Genomic DNA, 17341 nt, shown 5'->3' on the forward strand with positions numbered 1-17341 from the left:
CCGGAATTACCTGGAAACACGCCGGAGAGACGAGCCCTACTTCGGCAGCGCCTTGACTTCCTTGTCCCACTTGGCGAGCAGGCGAGTACGCTCGGCCGAGGAGCCGTATTTCACGAAGTCGTAGTTGATCAGCTTCATCTGATCCATTTTCGGCGACTGCGCCGGGACCGGCGAAGCCTTGTTCGACGGCACCTGATAGGACTTCGCGGGAGCAGCGAGCGCCTGCGCGGCCGGGGTCAGGGCCCAGTCGTAGAACTTCTTGGCGTTCTCCAGATTGCGCGCGCCCTTGACGATCGACATCGAGCCGATCTCGTAGCCCGTGCCCTCGCAAGGCGCGACCGGCTTGATCGGGTCGCCCTGCACGGCGAAGACCACCGCGTCATGGATGAAGACGATGCCGACGGCGGTCTCGCCGAGGCTCGCGGCCTTGGCCGGGGCAGCGCCCGACTTGGTGTACTGGCTGACGTTCTTGTGCAGGGCCTTGAGATACTCGAAGCCCTTGTCCTCACCCATCAACTGCACGACGGTCGCGAGCAGGTTGTAGGCGGTACCGGAGGAGTTCGGGTCGGCGACCTGGACGTCGTCCTTCAGCTTGGGATTGAGCAGGTCGGCCCAGCATTTCGGCTCGGGGATGCCTTTCGCCTTGATCTGCTCGGTGTTGAAGCCGAAACCGAGCGCGCCGGCATAGATGCCGACCGAGCGATGCTTGGCGGCCTTCCACTGGTCGAGCGCCCAGCTATGCAGCTCCCTGTTCTTCGGCGATTCATAGTCCTGGGTGAGCCCCTCCTCCGCCGCCTGGAGATGCGGATCGCCCGTGCCGCCCCACCAGATGTCGCCGCGCGGATTGGAGGATTCAGCCTTGAGCTGGGCATAGATCTCGCCTGCCGACTTGCGGGTCATCGCGACCTTGATGCCGGTCTCCTTCTCGAAGGCGTTCGACATGGCGCGGCACCATTCCTCCTGGACGCCGCAATACATGACGAGCGAGCCCTGAGCCCGGGCCGGAGTGGCGGCGAAGGCCGCGGTGGCAAGCGCGGCGAAGAGCCCCGCCTTGAGCCAGGATTTCGTGTGCATATGAACCTCCCTGTTCGGATCTTTCGTTTCTTGCCGTTTGAGACGAAGCTGAGATGAATTTTTGCGAAAGATCAATGCAATATCGCGCTGGCTAAAGGATTCCGGTGATCTCCTGCAGCGGCCCGGTGAGACCCGGCGTGCAGCACAGCACCGGATTGCCCTTCGCGATCCCTTCGCCGGCGAAGAAGTCGTTGATATGGGCGCCCGCCTCGCTGGCGATGGCGATGCCGGCAGCGACGTCCCAGGCGTTGATGTGAAGCTCGGCATAGGCATCGCTCGAGCCATTGGCGACATGGCAGAGGCCGAGCGTGCCCGAGCCGCCGCGCTTCATCGCCGCGCCCGCCGTGTAGCCGCGCTCGATCACCTTGAGGTAGTTCTGCGCGGGAATGCGGGTCGACCAGCCAAGCTCGACCGAAGCGCGCGCGATATCGGCTGCGCCGGAGACCTTGATCGGGTCGCCGTTCAGGGTCGCGCCAGCGCCGCGCCGCGCGGCATAGACCTCGCCGAGAGCCGGCGCCGCCACGACGCCGATCTCCGGCCTGCGGTTCACCAGGAAGCCGATGGAGATGCACCAGTTGCGGTCGCCATGGGCGAAATTCGCAGTGCCGTCGATCGGATCGAGAATCCAGACCGCATCGGAAGCCTGGCCGCCGCCCTCCTCGCCGATGACGGTATCGCTCGGGAAAAGCTCCGAGAGCCGGCGACGCAGGAAGTCCTCGACCTTGCCGTCGGCGACGGTCAGCCAATCCTGCGCACCCTTCATGGTGATGCCGAGCGACTCGCGCTTGCTGAAGTAACCCAGCGCCAGATGGCTCGCCTCGGTCGCGAGCCCGAGAGCCGCGTAATAGCGCAGGTCGCGCTCCGCCGGAGTCATCACTTGGCTCCCAGGTCGACGCGGACGGGCTTGCCGGTCTGCGCGGATTCGGTGGCGGCATCGGCGAGAATCTGGGCCTTCAACCCGTCGAGCCCGGTCGGCGAGGCCGCGGCCTTGCCATTGCAGGCGGCGATGAAGGCGTCGAGCTCGGCGCGGTAGGCGGCGGCATAGCGCTCCAGGAAGAAATTCTGCACGGGATCGGCGCGGAAGCCCTGCCCGGTCGCGATCTCGACCGTCGTCTCGTGGATATTGCCGGCGCGCAGCATGCCCTTCGAGCCATGGACCTCGATGCGCTGGTCGTAGCCATAGGTGGCGCGGCGCGAGTTCGAGATCTGGGCGATCCGGCCGGAAGCCGTCTTCATGACGACCGCGGCGGTATCGACGTCGCCGGCCTCGCCGATCGCCTTGTCGACAAGAGCGGAGCCGAGCGCGAAGACCTCGACCGGCTCCTCGGCCAGAAGGAAGCGCGCTATGTCGAAATCATGGATCATCATGTCGCGGAAGAGCCCGCCCGAGCGCTTGACGTAATCGACCGGCGGCGGCGAGGGATCGCGCGAGATCACCGTGACGATCTCGATCGCGCCGGCCTCGCCCGCGCGCAGACGCTTTTCCAGCGCGGCGAAATTGGGATCGAAGCGGCGGTTGAAGCCGATCATCAATGGCTTGCCGGACTTCTCGACCGTGGCAAGGCAGCGGCGGATGCGGGCGGCGTCGAGATCGACCGGCTTCTCGCAGAACACGGCCTTGCCGGCGGAGACGGCCTGCTCGATCAGGTCGGCATGGGTATCGGTCGGCGTGCAGATCAGCACGGCGTCGATCGCGGCATCCGCGAGGATCGCCTCGATCGTCGTCGCCTTCGCACCGGTCGCGGCTGCGAGCGAGGCGGCGGCCTCCGGCATCGCGTCGGTGACGGCGACCAGCTCGGCATCGCCGCGCGCGGCGACGTTCAGCCCATGGATGCGCCCGATCCGGCCGGCGCCCAGCAATCCGATCTTCATGGTCTTGGTCATTTCCGTCGTCGCGTCTCGTCAAGCAGTGTCGTGGCCTTGCGCCGCCGTGACATCCGGCGGCTAGTCGTGCGCGCCCAGAATGGTCTGGTCGAAATCGATGTTGGAGCCGGTCATCAGCCCGGATTCCGCGGAGGCGAGATAGGCGACCGCCTTGGCCACTTCGCTGGGATCGATCAGGCGCCCGAAAGGCTGGGAGGCGTTGGCCTCCTCCAGCCAGCCATCCTTGGCATCGTGGCGCAGCTTCATGATCGCATCCTCGCCCGGCGTCGCCATCCAGCCGATATTGAGGCCGTTGACGCGGATGCGGTGTTTCAGCAGCCCGTAGGCGGCATTCCTGGTCAGCGCGGCCAGAGCCGCCTTCGAGACGCTGTAGGCGGAGAGGAAGGGCTGGCCGCCATGGGCCGACATCGACTGGATGTTGACGACGGCGCCGGGGATATCCTGCCGGCGCATCAGGCTAGCGGCATCCTGGATCAGGAAGAAGGGCGCGCGCAGGTTGACCGCCATGATGCGCTCGTAGAGCGCGGGCGAGGTGTCGAAGATCGTGCCGCGATCGGTATCGCCGGCGGCGTTCACGAGAATGTCGAGATGGCCGAAAGCCTGCTCCGCCGCCGGCACGACCTGCCGGACCGCATCGAGATCGGCGAGATCGACCTGGTGGAAACGGGCATCGCAGCCAGCCGCGCGCAGACTTTCCGCCACGGCCTCGCCGCGCGTCGCGTTACGGCCGGTCAGGAGAAGCCCATGCGCGCCTCGTTCGGCGAACTCACGAGCGATCGCCTCGCCCAGACCTTGGCTGCCGCCGGTGACGATGGCAACCTTGCCGTGGAGATCACGGCTGAACGAACCGGCTTGCGACAACGACCCGCCTCCCGAAGCGAAACGGCAGGAATTTTTTAGACCTCCCGCGAGTTGGAATAAACATTCCATTCTTGGCACGGTCGAGTCAAGACGAGCCGATCGCCCGCCCACCGCGGCCGATGCTCACGGCGCCGAGCTACCGGGTACTGCGACTAAGCGTCGTTTATGACGCGGCGTGACCGCGCGGACCGAGCAACTCCGCCTATCCTCCGTTTCGTGGAGGTCGACAGCATTCTCAACGGAAAGAAAACTGTCGTCTTCATCCGACAACCGGCATAATGTTGCGCCTCTGAAATGAAATACGGCACATTCATGCAATGATCGCCGTTCGAAAACCCGGCCCGCGCGACAGACGCGCATCTGCCCTGCGCTGCACAGTTGACGCTTTCGTTGGCACATGCCTTGCTGGGCCATCAACGAGAACACGGTGCGAAGGCGCCGGGGATAAATTTTGTTTAAAGGTGGAGGCACTTCGATGAAAGAGCAGGAAATCCGCGGCCTGGTCGCGGATGTGAAGGAAGGCACGCTGTCGCGACGCTCCTTCATGCAGAGAATGGCGGCCGTCGGCATCGCCGCGCCGCTCGCAACCCAGATCCTGATCTGGAACGACGTCGCGCTGGCGAATGCCACGCTGCAATACAAGCCGACCAAGGCCGGCGGCGGCGGCCCGCTGAAGATGCTGCTCTGGCAGGCTCCGACCCTGCTGAACCCGCACTTCGCCTCGGGCACCAAGGACCAGATCGCCTCGCGCATCTTCTACGAGCCGCTCGCCGGCTGGGACAAGGAAGGCAACCTGATCCCGCAGCTCGCTGCCGAAGTCCCGACCAAGGCCAATGGCGGCCTGTCGGCTGACGGCAAGGTCGTGACCTGGAAGATCAAGCAGGGCGTGAAATGGCATGACGGCAAGCCGCTGACGGCCGATGACGTCGTCTTCACCTGGGAATATGCCGCCGATCCGGCGACCGCCGCCTACACGACCGGTTCCTACAAGGACATCAAGGTCGAGAAGGTCGACGATCACACCGTCAAGGTGATCTTCCAGGAAGCCACGCCGTTCTGGGCCGATCCCTATGTCGGCGTCGCCGGCATGATCATCCCGAAGCACCTTTTCGGCGAGTACAAGGGCGCGAAGTCGCGCGAGGCCCCGGCCAACCTGAAGCCCGTCGGCACCGGCCCCTACAAGTTCGCCGACTTCAAGCCGGGCGACATCCTGACCGGTACCCGCAACGAGGACTACCACGTCAAGGTCCAGCCGCATTTCGACACGATCGAGGTGAAGGGCGGCGGTGACGCGGTCTCGGCGGCTCGCGCCGTCCTCCAGACCGGCGAATACGATTATGCCTGGAACCTGCAGGTCGAGGACGAGGTCCTCAAGCGCATGGAGACCGGCGGCCGCGGCAAGATCAGCGCCGTGGCTTCGGGCGACATCGAGTTCATCATCCTGAACACAACCGATCCGTGGACCGAGGTCGACGGCGAACGCTCGAGCATCAAGACCAAGCACCCGACCCTGACGGACCCGGCCGTGCGCCAGGCGATCAACCTGCTGATCGACCGCGACTCGGTTCAGAAGTTCATCTATGGCCGCGGCGGCATCGCGACGGCGAGCTTCGTCAACGAACCCAAGCAGTTCAAGTCGACCAAGCTCAAATACGAGTTCAACATCGACAAGGCCAACAAGATCCTCGACGACGCCGGCTGGAAGAAGGGTTCCGACGGCATCCGCGAAAAGGACGGCAAGAAGCTCAAATACGTCTTCCAGACCTCGATCAACGCCCCGCGCCAGAAGACCCAGGCCATCATCAAGCAGGCCTGCCAGCGCGCCGGCATCGACCTCGAGCTGAAGTCGGTAACCGCTTCGGTGTTCTTCTCGTCGGACGTCGCCAACCCCGACACCTACACCAAGCTGTACGTGGACATGGAGATGTACACGACGACGCAGCCGCAGCCCGATCCGGAGCGCTTCCTCAACCAGTTCGTCTCCTGGGAGATCGCCAACAAGGAGAACAAGTGGCTGGGCCGCAACGTCTCGCGCTACTCCGACCCGGAAGCGGACAAGGCCTACAAGGCCGCCCAGAAGGAACTCGACCCGGCCAAGCGCGCCGCGCTGCTGATCAAGGTCAACGAGATCTTCTGCGAGGCCAACGTCATCCTGCCGCTGCTGTCGCGCACCCGCGTCGCCGCCTCGCTGAACAACCTGTCGCATGACCACAGCGGCTGGGACGTTGATAGCTGGAACATCGCGGCCTGGTATCGTAGCTAAGTCCCCGATTCTCCCTCGCGGCAGCTCCCGCTGCCGTGGGGGCGACAAACGCGCCGGCCCGCCCCCGCGGCTCCCAAAGCAGCGAGGGCGGGCCGACCGTCATCAACACCAGTCCGCGGCCCTGCCGCGCGTACAGAGACTATTTCATGGCGACATATCTCATCAGGCGGCTGCTCATCGCCATTCCCAGCCTGCTTGGCATCAGTATCATCCTGTTCACGATCCTGGCGCTCGCGCCGGGCGACCCGTTCTCGGAAATGGCGACGAATCCGAACGTCCCGCCCGAGGTGCGCGAGGCGCTGCGCGCCAGCTTCGGTCTCAACGACCCGATCATGGTGCGCTACCTGCGCTGGCTCTCGAACATGGCGCAGGGTGACTGGGGCTTCTCCTTCGCCAGCCGCATCAATGTCGACCAGCTGATCCTGCAGCGGGTCCCGACCACGCTCTTCGTCGTCGGCTCCTCGCAGATCCTGGCGCTGTGCGTCGCCCTGCCTGTCGGCATCTACGCGGCGACGCGGCCCTATTCGGTCTTCGACCAGATCGCCAACACGCTCGCCTTCGTCGGCTTCTCGCTGCCGACCTTCTTTACCGGCCTGCTCTTCATCCTGATCTTCTCGGTCTCGCTCGACTGGTTCCCCTTCGTCTACCGCTCCGACATCGCGGCGACGGGCTGGCGCTGGTACTGGGAGATGTTCCGCCAGGCGATCATGCCGATCATGGTGCTCGGCCTGTTCCAGGCAGCCTCCTATACGCGCTATGTCCGCTCGGCCGTGCTCGACGTCATCCGGCTCGACTACGTCACGACGGCGCGCGCCAAGGGCCTCAGCGAGCGCAAGGTCACGCTCCGGCACATCACGCGCAACGCGCTGATCCCGGTCGTGACCCTGGTCGCGCTGCAGATGCCGGCCGTGTTCGGCGGCGCCATCGTCACCGAGCAAATCTTCCGTATTCCGGGTATCGGATCGCTGTTGATCGACGCGATCCTGGCTAACGACACCCCGGTGATCATGGCAGTGACTTTCGTCTTCTCCTGCCTGGTCGTTCTGTTCAATCTCATCGCGGACCTTCTTTATGGCTGGCTCGACCCTCGCATCTCCTTCGGCTAATCCGGCCGGAGGCGCCGTCGCGGCCAATGTCTCGGTCTCGCCGGCACGTGACACATGGCGGCGCTTCCGCCGCCACCGCCTGGCCATGGCGAGCACCGTCGTGCTCGGCCTGCTCGTGCTGGGCGTCATCGTCGGCCCCTGGCTGTGGCCGGTCGCGATCAACGACATCGACTTCTCGGCGCAGCTCCAGGGCCCGTCCTGGGCGCATCCGTTCGGGACCGACGATCTCGGCCAGGATATCCTGGCGCGCATGATGTATGGCGGACGGATCTCGCTCGCCGTCGGCCTCGCGGCGATGGTGGTGGCGACGATCGTCGGCGTCCTGATCGGCGCATTGGCCGGCATGTCGCGCAAATATGCCGACCCGATCCTGATGTGGGTGACGGACCTGTTCCTATCGCTGCCGCAACTGCCGCTGCTGCTGCTGATCATCTACCTGTTCCGCGAGCAGCTCAAAGCCCTGTTCGGCGTCGAGGGCGGCGTCTTCGTGCTGATCGTCATCGTCATCGGCGGCCTGCGCTGGATGCCGGTGGCCCGCCTGGTGCGCGCGCAGTTCCTGTCGCTGCGCGAGAAGGAATTCGTCGAAGCGGCCCGCGCCCAGGGCGCGACCAAGATGCGCCAGATGATGCGGCACATCCTGCCCAACGCGCTCGGGCCGGTCATCGTCGCCTCGACGATCGAGGTGTCCTCGGCGATCATCGCCGAATCGACGCTCTCCTTCCTCGGCCTCGGCTTCCCGCCGGACATCCCGACCTGGGGTCGCCTGCTGTTCGACGCCAAGGACCAGCTCGACACCGCCCCGCACTGGGCGCTGTTCCCAGGCGCGGCGATCTTCCTTACCGTGCTCTCGATCAACTTCATCGGCGACGGCCTGCGCGATGCGCTCGACCCGCGTCGCGTCATCTGATCCCAGGGAAGGGCTAGACATGACCTCACCGATCCTGACCGTCTCGAACCTCACGACCTCCTTCCGGGTCGAAGGCCAGTGGAAGTCGGTCGTCCGCAACATCTCCTTCGACATCAAGCCGAAGGAGACGCTCGCGGTCGTCGGCGAATCCGGCTCCGGCAAGAGCGTGACCGCGCTGTCGATCATGCGCCTGACCCCGCCGCAGTCGAGCAAGATCGAAGGCTCGATCAAGCTCAACGGCAAGGAGCTGCTGACGCTGCCGGATTCCGAGATGCGGCATATCCGCGGCAACGAGATCGCGATGATCTTCCAGGAGCCGATGACCTCGCTCAACCCGGTGCTGACCATCGGCTTCCAGATCGCGGAAGCGCTGATCCTGCACCGCGGCCTGTCGCGTTCGGAAGCCGAGGCCGAGACCGTGCGCCTGCTGGAGAAGGTGCGCATCCCCGCCGCCAAGTCCCGCTTCCATGAATATCCGCACCGCTTCTCGGGCGGCATGCGCCAGCGCGTGATGATCGCGATGGCGCTGGCCTGCAAGCCGAAGCTGCTGATCGCCGACGAGCCGACCACCGCGCTCGACGTGACCATCCAGGCGCAGACGCTGGAGCTGATCAAGACGCTGCAGGAGGAGGAAGGCATGTCCGTCCTCTTCATCACCCACGACATGGGCGTCGTCGCCGAGATCGCCGACCGTACGGTCGTGATGTACAACGGCGACGAGGTCGAGACCGGTGCGACCGAGGACATCTTCCGCAACCCGAAGAAGCCCTACACCAAGGCGCTGATCTCGGCGGTGCCGCGCCTCGGCTCGATGATCGGCAAGGAGCGCCCGATGCGCTTCCCGGTGGTCGACCGCAATACCGGCGAATCCGACGTGCCGGTCGAGGTTCCCGACACCGTCAAGGCGGCCGAGCGCCCCGTGCTCGAAGTCGCCGGCCTGACGACGCGCTTCGAGATCCGCGGCGGCCTGCTCTCCTCGGTTCGCGGCCGCGTGCACGCGGTCGAGAACGTCTCCTTCAGCCTGAAGGCCGGCGAGACATTGGCGCTGGTCGGCGAATCCGGCTGCGGCAAGTCGACGACCGGCCGCTCGGTGATGCGCCTGATCGAGCCGCTCGCGGGCTCGGTGCTGCTCGACGGCGTCGACGTCCTGAAGCTCAGCCAGAACGAGCTGCGCGAGCAGCGCAAGCGGATGCAGATGATCTTCCAGGATCCGTTCGCCTCGCTCAACCCGCGCATGAATGTCGGCACCGCCGTCGCCGAGCCGTTGCTGATCAACAACCTCGCCAGCCGCTCGGAAGCACGCGACAAGGTCGCCGACCTCCTGAAGCGCGTCGGCCTGTCGCCGGACATGGCCAACCGCTTCCCGCACGAGTTCTCGGGCGGCCAGCGCCAGCGCATCTGCATCGCGCGTGCGCTCGCGGTCGAGCCGCGGCTGATCGTGGCGGACGAGGCGGTCTCGGCGCTCGACGTCTCGGTGAAGGCGCAGGTGGTCAACCTGATGCTCGACCTGCAGGCCCGCATGGGGCTGGGCTATCTCTTCATCTCGCACGACATGGCGGTGGTGGAGCGCGTCAGCCATCGCGTCGCGGTGATGTATCTCGGCGAAATCGTCGAGATCGGCCCGCGCGAGTCGATCTTCCAGAACCCGCAGCACCCCTACACCAAGCGGCTGCTCGCGGCGGTGCCGATCGCCGATCCAGCCCGACGCCTGCAGAAGCGCCCGGTTTCGAACGACGAGATCAAGAGCCCGGTCCGTCCGGCCGACTATGTGCCGCCGGTGCGCCAGTACCGCGAGGTCTCGCCGGGCCATGCCGTGATGATCTGGGGCGAGGAATGGGAGAAGAAGGACCCGGCCGCGATCGCAGCCTGAGCCTTCTGGAGACCTGAAACGTTCAGCCCGCGGCGCGAGCCGCGGGCTTTTTTGATCGGGCCGGGCGGAAAGCCTGCCGGGTTCGAAAGCGGAGCGGCGCTTCTCCACGGGCGGTGACGCTCATTGCGCAATCCGGCCGGTTTCAGTCCGCATCTCGACGGGCCGAAGCCACTGCGCCGCGACCTGCCTGACGGCCCGGGTCATGACATCGAGCAGTTGCGTGTTCAGCCGCGTGCGTTGCCAGTTCAACGGTACGGCGATCCGATATGGCGGCTGCAGCTCGACGAGGCGGCCTTGCGCGAACAGCGGCGCGGCCATGCTGATCGGCGCCATCGACCAGCCCAGCCCGGCCAGCGTCAGTTCGAGCATCCCATGCGTCGAGGGAGTCCAATGCGTCGGCGGCAAGACGATCTCGCCGCAGGCTTCCCGCATCCAGCGGAACTGCAGTTCGTCGCGCCGATCGAAGCGCAGCATCGGAGCAGACCGCAGATTCCGGACAGCGACCCCATTGGCGAAATGCTCGGCATGGAAGGCGGGGCTTGCAACGGCAGCATAGTCCAAGGCGCCCAGCGGATGGGTCTTGCAGCCGGCCACAGGGGCCAGATCGGCGCTGACTGCAGCCATGACCTCGCCGGTCCGCAGCCTTTCGGCCGTATGCGCTTCGTCGTCCAGCACCAGTTCGAGCAGCGCGCCACTGGCTGCCGTGAACTGCGCGGCGGCGTACGGGAACCATGTGGCGAGGCTGTCGGAATTGACCGCGACCCGCAGGGTCGGCTTTTCATCCCTCTGTCCGGCCAAGCCCTCCAGCTCGCCCGAGATATCGGCCTCCAACAGCCTGACGCGCTCAAGATGGGCGCAGAGCTTCGCGCCGATGGGGGTCGCAAGGCACGGCGCCCCTCGCGTCAACAACGCAACCCCAAGACGCTCCTCCAACCCTTTCACACGCTGAGAGACCGCCGACGGCGTGACCCCGAGGACAGCTGCAGCCTTGTCGAAACTGCCTTCACGCAGGACCGCCGCCACGGAAGCGAGCGCCAGATAGTCGAGCATTAGCTATCCTAATTCTGCCTTAGGTATTTTAGTTAGACTACGCTCTTCCGCTGCCGCATCAAGCGGCCATGGACACGGCTTTCCTCCCCGCCCTCTTCAAGGGCTTCATGCTTTCGGCCGGCTTGATCATGGCCATCGGCGCACAAAACATGTTCGTGCTCAGGCAAGGGCTCAAGCGCGAGCATGTCTGGCCGATCGTGATGTTCTGTGCGGCAGCCGACGCCATGCTGATCGTCGCCGGCGTCAACGGGCTGGGTGCATTGCTCTCGGCAGTGCCCGGCCTTTCGACGGCGCTGAGCCTCGGCGGAGCGGCCTTCCTGACCTGGTACGGCTACGGCGCGCTGCGTCGCTCCATGACCCCGGCGAGCCTGATCGTCGATCGCCAGGCCGGCCTCTCTCTGACAGCCGCCCTCGCCAGCACGGCCGCCTTCACGTTTCTCAACCCTCATGTCTATATCGACACGGTCATGCTGATGGGCACGATCGGGACCAGCCTGCCGGTGAATGAGCGGCCATGGTTCGTGCTGGGGGCTGCCTCGGCCAGTTTCGCCTGGTTTGCATCGCTCGGCTTCGGAGCCCGCTTTCTGGCTCCGCTCTTCGCGCAACCGATCACCTGGCGGATGCTCGATCTGCTCATCGCCCTGATGATGGTGGCCTTGGCCGTCAGCCTCCTCCGGGACGCCTTGATCGGCTGATCCAGCCTGCACGCGCTGCCCGCGATAAGGCGGAAGCGGAAATGCCTCAGGCGTAAGCGACCCAGCCTCGAAAAGCGAAGCCGACGTAGAAGAGACTGACGCCGCTGAAGCCCGCCTCGCGCAGCAATTGTTCGTCGGCGCCGGGAGAGAGGATCGGCAGGCGCTCGGCGATTCCCGCGCGCGCGGCATTTGCCTGCGCGGGATCGATCCCCGACGTGATCGAGAAGGCAGCAGAACGCGACAGCCACAGCTCAAGCTCGCCTTCGGGAATGCTGTAATGGGCGGCGACGAAGGGAGCGCCGGGCTTCAAGCGACGCCGCACCTGTTCGAGGGTGCGCAACCGCTCTTCGGGCTCGATGAAATGAAGGGTCAGGATGCAGGTTGCGCCATCGAACGGGCCTTCCGGCGCGCTATGGACGAAACCCTCGTGAAACCGCGTCCGACCAGCGTGATCGCCGAGGGTGGTCCGAGCAAGGTCGAGCATTGCAGCGGCGGGATCGACCCCGACGAACGACCACCTGGGCTGTCCTTCGGAAAACAGCTTGAGTTCAAGGCCGCCACCAGCACCGACAACTAACATATGGGCGTCTGCCGGAGCGCGTTCCGCGAGGAGGAGCATGGCCATCCGCTGCATGTCAGCATAGCCCGGCACCATGCGAGGCGGGTTCTCAGCATAGCGGGCAACAGCTTGCGGGTCGGAGAATGCAGCCATAGCAATGCTATACCGTAACGCATTCCGCGCCGTATAGGCCTGTCCAGGGTCTCCAGCAGACAATGGACGCGCCTGGCATCAGAGCAGCCGTCTCGCGACACCGAGAAACTTATCGTGGAATCCCGCGGCAGGGCACTGGACCGTTCGATCAAATCGAATAGAGCGATCGAAACAATGCGATAGACAGCATAAACCTTCTCCGACTAGGTCGAGGGAGAAGAAGGTTCTCCTATGACCACGCATTCCTCCACTCCGTTGCCCGCCCCCTCCAGCTCGCTCTTGCGGAGCGCAGGGCGCATTCTGCCGGGCCTCGCCCTCTGCGCCGGCATCAGCGCGCTTGCCTTCGCGCTGGAGCATCTCGAAGCCTTCGCCACGGGCCGCGCCTGGCTCGAAGCGCTGGTGCTGGCGATCCTGATCGGCACCGTTATCCGCACCGTCTGGACACCTTCCGACCTCTGGCGCCCGGGCATCGCCTTCTCGGCGAAGATGGTTCTGGAAATCGCCATCGTGCTGCTCGGCGCATCCTTGAACGTGGCGATGATCATCGCCGCCGGGCCGGCATTGCTCGCCGGAATCGCGGCGGTGGTGGCGCTCGCGCTCGTCGCCAGCTTCCTGCTCGGCCGGGCGCTCGGTCTGCCGAAGCGCATGGCCGTCCTCGTCGCCTGCGGCAACTCGATCTGCGGCAACTCCGCCATCGCCGCCGTCGCGCCGGTAATCGGCGCAGACGGCAAGGACGTCGCCGCCTCCATCGCCTTCACTGCGGTTCTGGGTGTGCTGGTCGTGCTCGGGCTGCCGCTCCTCGTCCCGCTGCTCAGCCTGAGCGAAACCCAGTATGGCGTGCTCGCGGGGCTGACCGTCTATGCCGTCCCGCAGGTCCTCGCCGCGACCGCGCCCGTTGCGGCGGCGAGCGTCCAGATCGGCACCCTCGTCAAGCTCGTCCGCGTCCTCATGCTGGGGCCCGTCGTGCTTGCTCTCTCCATCCTGGGGCATCGGCTGCGGGAGGATACGGACGCGCCCGGCACGGCTGGCGCCAAGCCGGCGTCGCGGCGCGTGGCTGTGAACAAGCTCGTTCCCTGGTTCATCATCGCCTTCCTGGGCATGGCGGCGCTGCGCAGCCATGGCGTCATCCCGGAGGTCGCACTCGCCCCCATCGCCAAGACCGCGACCATCTTCACCATCATCTCGATGGCGGCGCTCGGCCTGGGCGTCGATGTCCGTGTGGTAGCCAGAGCCGGCGGGCGCGTCACGGCCGCCGTCACCCTGTCCCTGATCGCCCTGGCGGCCGTCAGTCTCGGCCTCATCCGCCTGCTCGGCATCAGCTGAATCGCGGGCATTCCGCAGCAATCGGCCCGCGGCAGAAGCCGCGGGCCTTTTTGTTGCAACTGAGAATAGGCTGTCGGGCGGCAAGCCCCCCCAAGAACAGGGGCAACCGCCTTCCTGACGGTGTCAGGCCGCCAGGCGAGCGCGCGTGCGCAGGATCATCAACGCCGCCTCGGCGGCCTCGCGCCCCTTGGTGACGAAATGCGCCCGGTAGATATCGCCGTGATGCGCGCCCTCGCGATAATGATGCGGGGTGAGCGAGACCGAGAGCACCGGCACGCCCGAGTCCAGGCCCGCTCGCATCAGGCCATCGACCACGGCCTGCGCCACGAATTCGTGGCGGTAGATGCCACCATCGACGACCAGGGCCGCGGCAGCGACAGCGGCATAGCGGCCGGTCATTGCGAGGTCGCGAGCCAGCAAAGGCATCTCGAAAGCACCGGGCACGTCGAAGACATCGACCTGATCGGCGGGAATGACCTCACAAAAGCCCTTGAGCGCCTGATCGACGATATCGGCGTGCCAGGCGGCTTTGATGAAGGCGTAACGGGCGAGTGTCATGGTGATCTCCTTTCGCGACAGACACGTCACCCAAGGCGATCACGAGCCGACGCCGCGCAGGATTGCGCGGACGGCGGACACGTTCTCTTTCATCCGGACTGTGACCGTCGGCTCAGGCCTCGCACCTGATCTGCTGACCCCTCCGCACGGAGGGCGCTCGCGGGCTCGCGGCCAAGACCGCATACCGCCGGTGGGGAATTCCGCCCCGCCCTGAGAACGCGATCACGATAGACGCTTCGCGAAGCGCGCGACAAGGATAGGACATGCGCTGGCGAGCAAGACTGCCATGCGCGCAATGCTCGTTGCGCGCGGCCTGCTCCTCTACGCCCGCGCTCAGTCGGGAATGCGTTCCCAATCCTTCAACCAGGGTGCGGCCGAAGCATCGCTCGGCGCACGCCAGTCGCCCCGCGGCGAGAGCGAGCCGCCGGAGGAGACCTTCGGGCCGTTCGGCACGGCCGAGCGCTTGAACTGGCTGGTCTCGAAGAAGCGGCGGATGAAGACGCCGAGCCAGCGCTTGATCACGGCTAAGTCGTAGGCGACGCGCTTGCCCACCTCCATGTTCGGCGGCCAGTCCCCGGCCGAAGCGTCGCGCCAGGCGTGTTCGGAGAGGAAGGCGATCTTGCTGGGCCTAAAGCCGTAGCGGGTCGTGTAGAACAGGTTGAAATCCTGCAGCGCGTAGGGGCCGACGAAATCCTCGGTCTTCTGGGCCGGCTTGTCGCCGTCGCCGGGCACCAGCTCGGGCGAGATCTCGGTGGCAAGGATGTCGAGCATCACGTCCGACGCCTCGGCGCCGAAACGGCCGGATTGGGCGACCCAGCGGATCAGGTGCTGGATCAGCGTCTTCGGCACCGAGCCGTTGACGTTGTAATGCGACATGTGATCGCCGACGCCATAGGTGCACCAGCCGAGCGCCAGCTCCGAGAGATCGCCGGTACCCATCACCAGGCCATTGTGCCGGTTGGCTAGACGGAAGAGCACCGAGGTGCGCGCACCCGCCTGCACATTCTCGAACGTAATGTCGTAGACGGGCTCGCCCTTGGCGAAGGGATGGCCGATATCGACCAGCATCTGCCGGCAGGCCGGCGTCATGTCGATTTCCTGCGCACTGACGCCGAGCGCCCGCATCAGACGCCAGGCATTGTCCTTGGTGTCCTTGCTCGTCGCGAAGGCCGGCAGCGTATAGGCGAGAATGTTCTCGCGGGGCAGGCCGAGCGCGTCGAAGGTATGGGCTGCGACGATCAGGGCCTGCGTCGAATCGAGGCCACCGGAGACACCGATCACCACCTTGTCGAGCCGCGTGCTCTCCAGCCGCTTGCGCAGGCCGTGCGACTGGATGTTGTAGGCCTCGAAGCAGAGCTCGTTCAGCCTTGCGTCGTCATTGGGTACGAAGGGGAAGCGCTCAACCTCGCGGGCCAGCCCGAGATCGCTGTCGCGGTCCGGCTCCAGCGCGAACTCGATGCGGCGGAAGCCGAGCCGGTCGCGGTTGAGATCGGCGCTGTCGCCGAAGGTGTTCTGGCGGATGCGGTCCATCGCCAGCCGCTCGAGATCGATATCGGCGAGGATGAGCTGCGGCTCGGTGGCGAAGCGCTCGGCCTCGGCCAGCAGCGCGCCGTTCTCGTAGATCATCGCCTGCCCGTCCCAGGCGAGATCGGTGGTCGATTCACCCGTACCCGCGGCGGAATAGGCGTAAGCCGCGATACAGCGCCCTGAATGGGCCTTGCAGAGCGCATGGCGCCAGTCGGACTTGCCGATCGTGACGTTGGAGGCCGAGAGGTTGAGCAGCAGCGTCGCGCCGGCGAGCGCGGCGTAGGACGAGGGCGGGATCGGCGTCCAGACGTCCTCGCAGATTTCCATATGGACGGCGAGATCGGGGATGTCGGTCGCCGTCAGCAGGATATCCGTGCCGAACGGAACCTCCTGCCCGCAGAGATCGATATAGAGCGCGCCGGCCCGCTCGCCGGAGGCGAACTGGCGGCGCTCGTAGAATTCGCGATAGTTCGGCAGATAGGTCTTGGGGACGGCTGCGAGGATGCGGCCGCGATGGACCGCGACGGCGCAGTTGAACAGCCGCCCCTCGACCCGCAAGGGCGCACCGACCACGGCGATGCAGCGCAGGCTCCGGGTCTCGGCAACAAGCTTCGCGAGAGCGTCCTTCACCGCATCGAGCAAGGCGTTCTGCTGCAGCAGGTCGTCGATCGCATAGGCGCTGACACCGAGCTCCGGGAACAGGCAGAGCGAGGCGCCGCCTTCGTCCGCGCGCTGCAGCATCGCGATGGTCTCAGCCATGTTGAAGGCCGGGTCAGCAACCTTGAGCCGCGGCGCGGCGCAGGCGATCCGGACAAGGCCGTGAGCGTGGATGTTGCGGAAACTCATGCAGACCTCTCGAAGCGCCCCGGCCCGGCGCAGCGGCGAGCAAGGGACACGTGATCATATGCCGTCCGGCGCCCGACAGACATGCCTCGCCCGGAGCAACACTGCATATATGAAGCGTCTTCGTTCTTCAGCAGGGAACCGTTCAGAATCGCATGCGTATCTTCCGTGCTGAAGGAGTCATAGCCATGCGATCATTCCTGCGGAACGTTGCCCTGGCCGTATTCGCGCTCGGGGCATCTCAAGCCAATGCCCTGCCGATCACCGCGATGCAGGTCGATGCCGGCATCACGCAGGTCCAGCTCCAGTGCACGGCCGCAAGCTGCATCGATCCGCGCACCGGCGTCTATACGCAGTCGACTTGCGACCGCTACGGCTGCCGGCCGATCAGCGGACCGGTCGGCCGGATCGGCGGACCAGCCTACGGCGCTCCGCCGCCGCAACAATGGGGCGGTGGCGGCTATGGAGGCGGAGGCTACGGTGGTGGTGGCTATGGCAGAGGCGGTTTCGACTGCAACGCGAGCCGCTGCATCGATGGAAACGGCCGCGTCTGGGAAAGCACCTGCAATCGCCGCGGCTGCCGGCCTCTCAGGCCCGCTCGCGGCCAGCGCTGGTAGATCGCGCCCTGCCCGACCCGATTGGGTCGGGCACCATTCACCTGCCGGCAC

Annotated in this window: 15 protein-coding genes and 1 riboswitch; of the genes, 7 read left to right on the forward strand and 8 right to left on the reverse strand. The window is 65.7% G+C overall.

Annotation, left to right across the window (positions count from 1 at the left end; all coding sequences use genetic code 11):
* Positions 1-36: 36 nt before the first annotated feature.
* The 4 genes from ACODTJ_RS11100 to ACODTJ_RS11115 all read right to left on the reverse strand — a co-directional run bounded on the left by ACODTJ_RS11100 (position 37) and on the right by ACODTJ_RS11115 (position 3819).
* Positions 37-1074 (reverse strand): ABC transporter substrate-binding protein, encoded by a 1038-nt coding sequence (locus ACODTJ_RS11100; RefSeq protein ID WP_488848776.1) that lies wholly within the window; start codon positions 1072-1074, stop codon positions 37-39.
* A gap of 91 nt (positions 1075-1165) precedes the next feature.
* Positions 1166-1948, reverse strand: coding sequence for an inositol monophosphatase family protein (locus tag ACODTJ_RS11105; RefSeq protein ID WP_488848778.1), 783 nt, complete (start codon positions 1946-1948; stop codon positions 1166-1168).
* A complete protein-coding gene (iolG, locus tag ACODTJ_RS11110; RefSeq protein WP_488848779.1) occupies positions 1948-2958 on the reverse strand; it encodes an inositol 2-dehydrogenase in 1011 nt (336 codons plus the stop codon). Before iolG ends, ACODTJ_RS11105 begins: the two co-directional genes overlap by 1 nt.
* A 60-nt stretch (positions 2959-3018) precedes the next feature.
* Complete coding sequence (locus ACODTJ_RS11115) at positions 3019-3819, reverse strand: SDR family oxidoreductase (RefSeq protein ID WP_488848780.1); 801 nt, start codon at positions 3817-3819, stop codon at positions 3019-3021.
* Positions 3820-4294: 475 nt separating this feature from the next.
* On the opposite strand from ACODTJ_RS11115, the gene ACODTJ_RS11120 reads away from it, so the two are divergent.
* The 4 genes from ACODTJ_RS11120 (at position 4295) to ACODTJ_RS11135 (ending at position 9965) form a co-directional block, all read left to right on the forward strand.
* On the forward strand, positions 4295-6082 hold the full coding sequence (locus ACODTJ_RS11120; protein ID WP_488848782.1) for a peptide ABC transporter substrate-binding protein: 1788 nt from the start codon (positions 4295-4297) through the stop codon (positions 6080-6082).
* Between the two features lie 146 nt (positions 6083-6228).
* Entirely contained in the window at positions 6229-7188 is a 960-nt protein-coding gene (locus tag ACODTJ_RS11125) for an ABC transporter permease (protein ID WP_488848784.1), read from the forward strand.
* Complete coding sequence (locus ACODTJ_RS11130; RefSeq protein ID WP_488848786.1) at positions 7154-8095, forward strand: ABC transporter permease; 942 nt, start codon at positions 7154-7156, stop codon at positions 8093-8095. The genes ACODTJ_RS11125 and ACODTJ_RS11130 overlap by 35 nt, the downstream gene beginning before the upstream one ends.
* A 19-nt stretch (positions 8096-8114) precedes the next feature.
* Entirely contained in the window at positions 8115-9965 is a 1851-nt protein-coding gene (locus tag ACODTJ_RS11135) for an ABC transporter ATP-binding protein (RefSeq protein WP_488848788.1), read from the forward strand.
* 120 nt (positions 9966-10085) lie between these two features.
* Here ACODTJ_RS11135 and ACODTJ_RS11140 read toward each other — a convergent pair whose 3' ends face one another.
* Positions 10086-11015: a LysR family transcriptional regulator ArgP gene (locus tag ACODTJ_RS11140; protein ID WP_488848791.1), complete on the reverse strand. Its 930-nt coding sequence runs from the start codon at positions 11013-11015 to the stop codon at positions 10086-10088.
* 68 nt (positions 11016-11083) lie between these two features.
* Here ACODTJ_RS11140 and ACODTJ_RS11145 point away from each other — a divergent pair, with 68 nt between their 5' ends.
* Complete coding sequence (locus tag ACODTJ_RS11145) at positions 11084-11710, forward strand: LysE/ArgO family amino acid transporter (RefSeq protein ID WP_488848793.1); 627 nt, start codon at positions 11084-11086, stop codon at positions 11708-11710.
* 46 nt (positions 11711-11756) lie between these two features.
* On the opposite strand, the gene ACODTJ_RS11150 is transcribed toward ACODTJ_RS11145, so the two are convergent.
* Complete coding sequence (locus tag ACODTJ_RS11150; protein WP_488848795.1) at positions 11757-12422, reverse strand: class I SAM-dependent methyltransferase; 666 nt, start codon at positions 12420-12422, stop codon at positions 11757-11759.
* Between the two features lie 231 nt (positions 12423-12653).
* Here ACODTJ_RS11150 and ACODTJ_RS11155 point away from each other — a divergent pair, with 231 nt between their 5' ends.
* Entirely contained in the window at positions 12654-13745 is a 1092-nt protein-coding gene (locus ACODTJ_RS11155; protein WP_488848798.1) for a YeiH family protein, read from the forward strand.
* A 123-nt stretch (positions 13746-13868) separates the two neighbouring features.
* On the opposite strand, the gene ACODTJ_RS11160 is transcribed toward ACODTJ_RS11155, so the two are convergent.
* Both ACODTJ_RS11160 and ACODTJ_RS11165 read right to left on the reverse strand, forming a co-directional pair.
* A complete protein-coding gene (locus ACODTJ_RS11160; protein WP_488848800.1) occupies positions 13869-14303 on the reverse strand; it encodes a 6,7-dimethyl-8-ribityllumazine synthase in 435 nt (144 codons plus the stop codon).
* Positions 14304-14380: 77 nt separating this feature from the next.
* Positions 14381-14525, reverse strand: a riboswitch (FMN riboswitch).
* 111 nt (positions 14526-14636) lie between these two features.
* On the reverse strand, positions 14637-16676 hold the full coding sequence (locus ACODTJ_RS11165; RefSeq protein ID WP_488848802.1) for an NAD(+) synthase: 2040 nt from the start codon (positions 16674-16676) through the stop codon (positions 14637-14639).
* Positions 16677-16861: 185 nt separating this feature from the next.
* Between ACODTJ_RS11165 and ACODTJ_RS11170 the strand changes: the two genes are divergently transcribed.
* Positions 16862-17290: a hypothetical protein gene (locus ACODTJ_RS11170; RefSeq protein WP_488848804.1), complete on the forward strand. Its 429-nt coding sequence runs from the start codon at positions 16862-16864 to the stop codon at positions 17288-17290.
* The last annotated feature ends 51 nt before the right edge of the window (positions 17291-17341 follow it).

Source organism: Allobosea sp. FG18, from assembly GCF_057809495.1.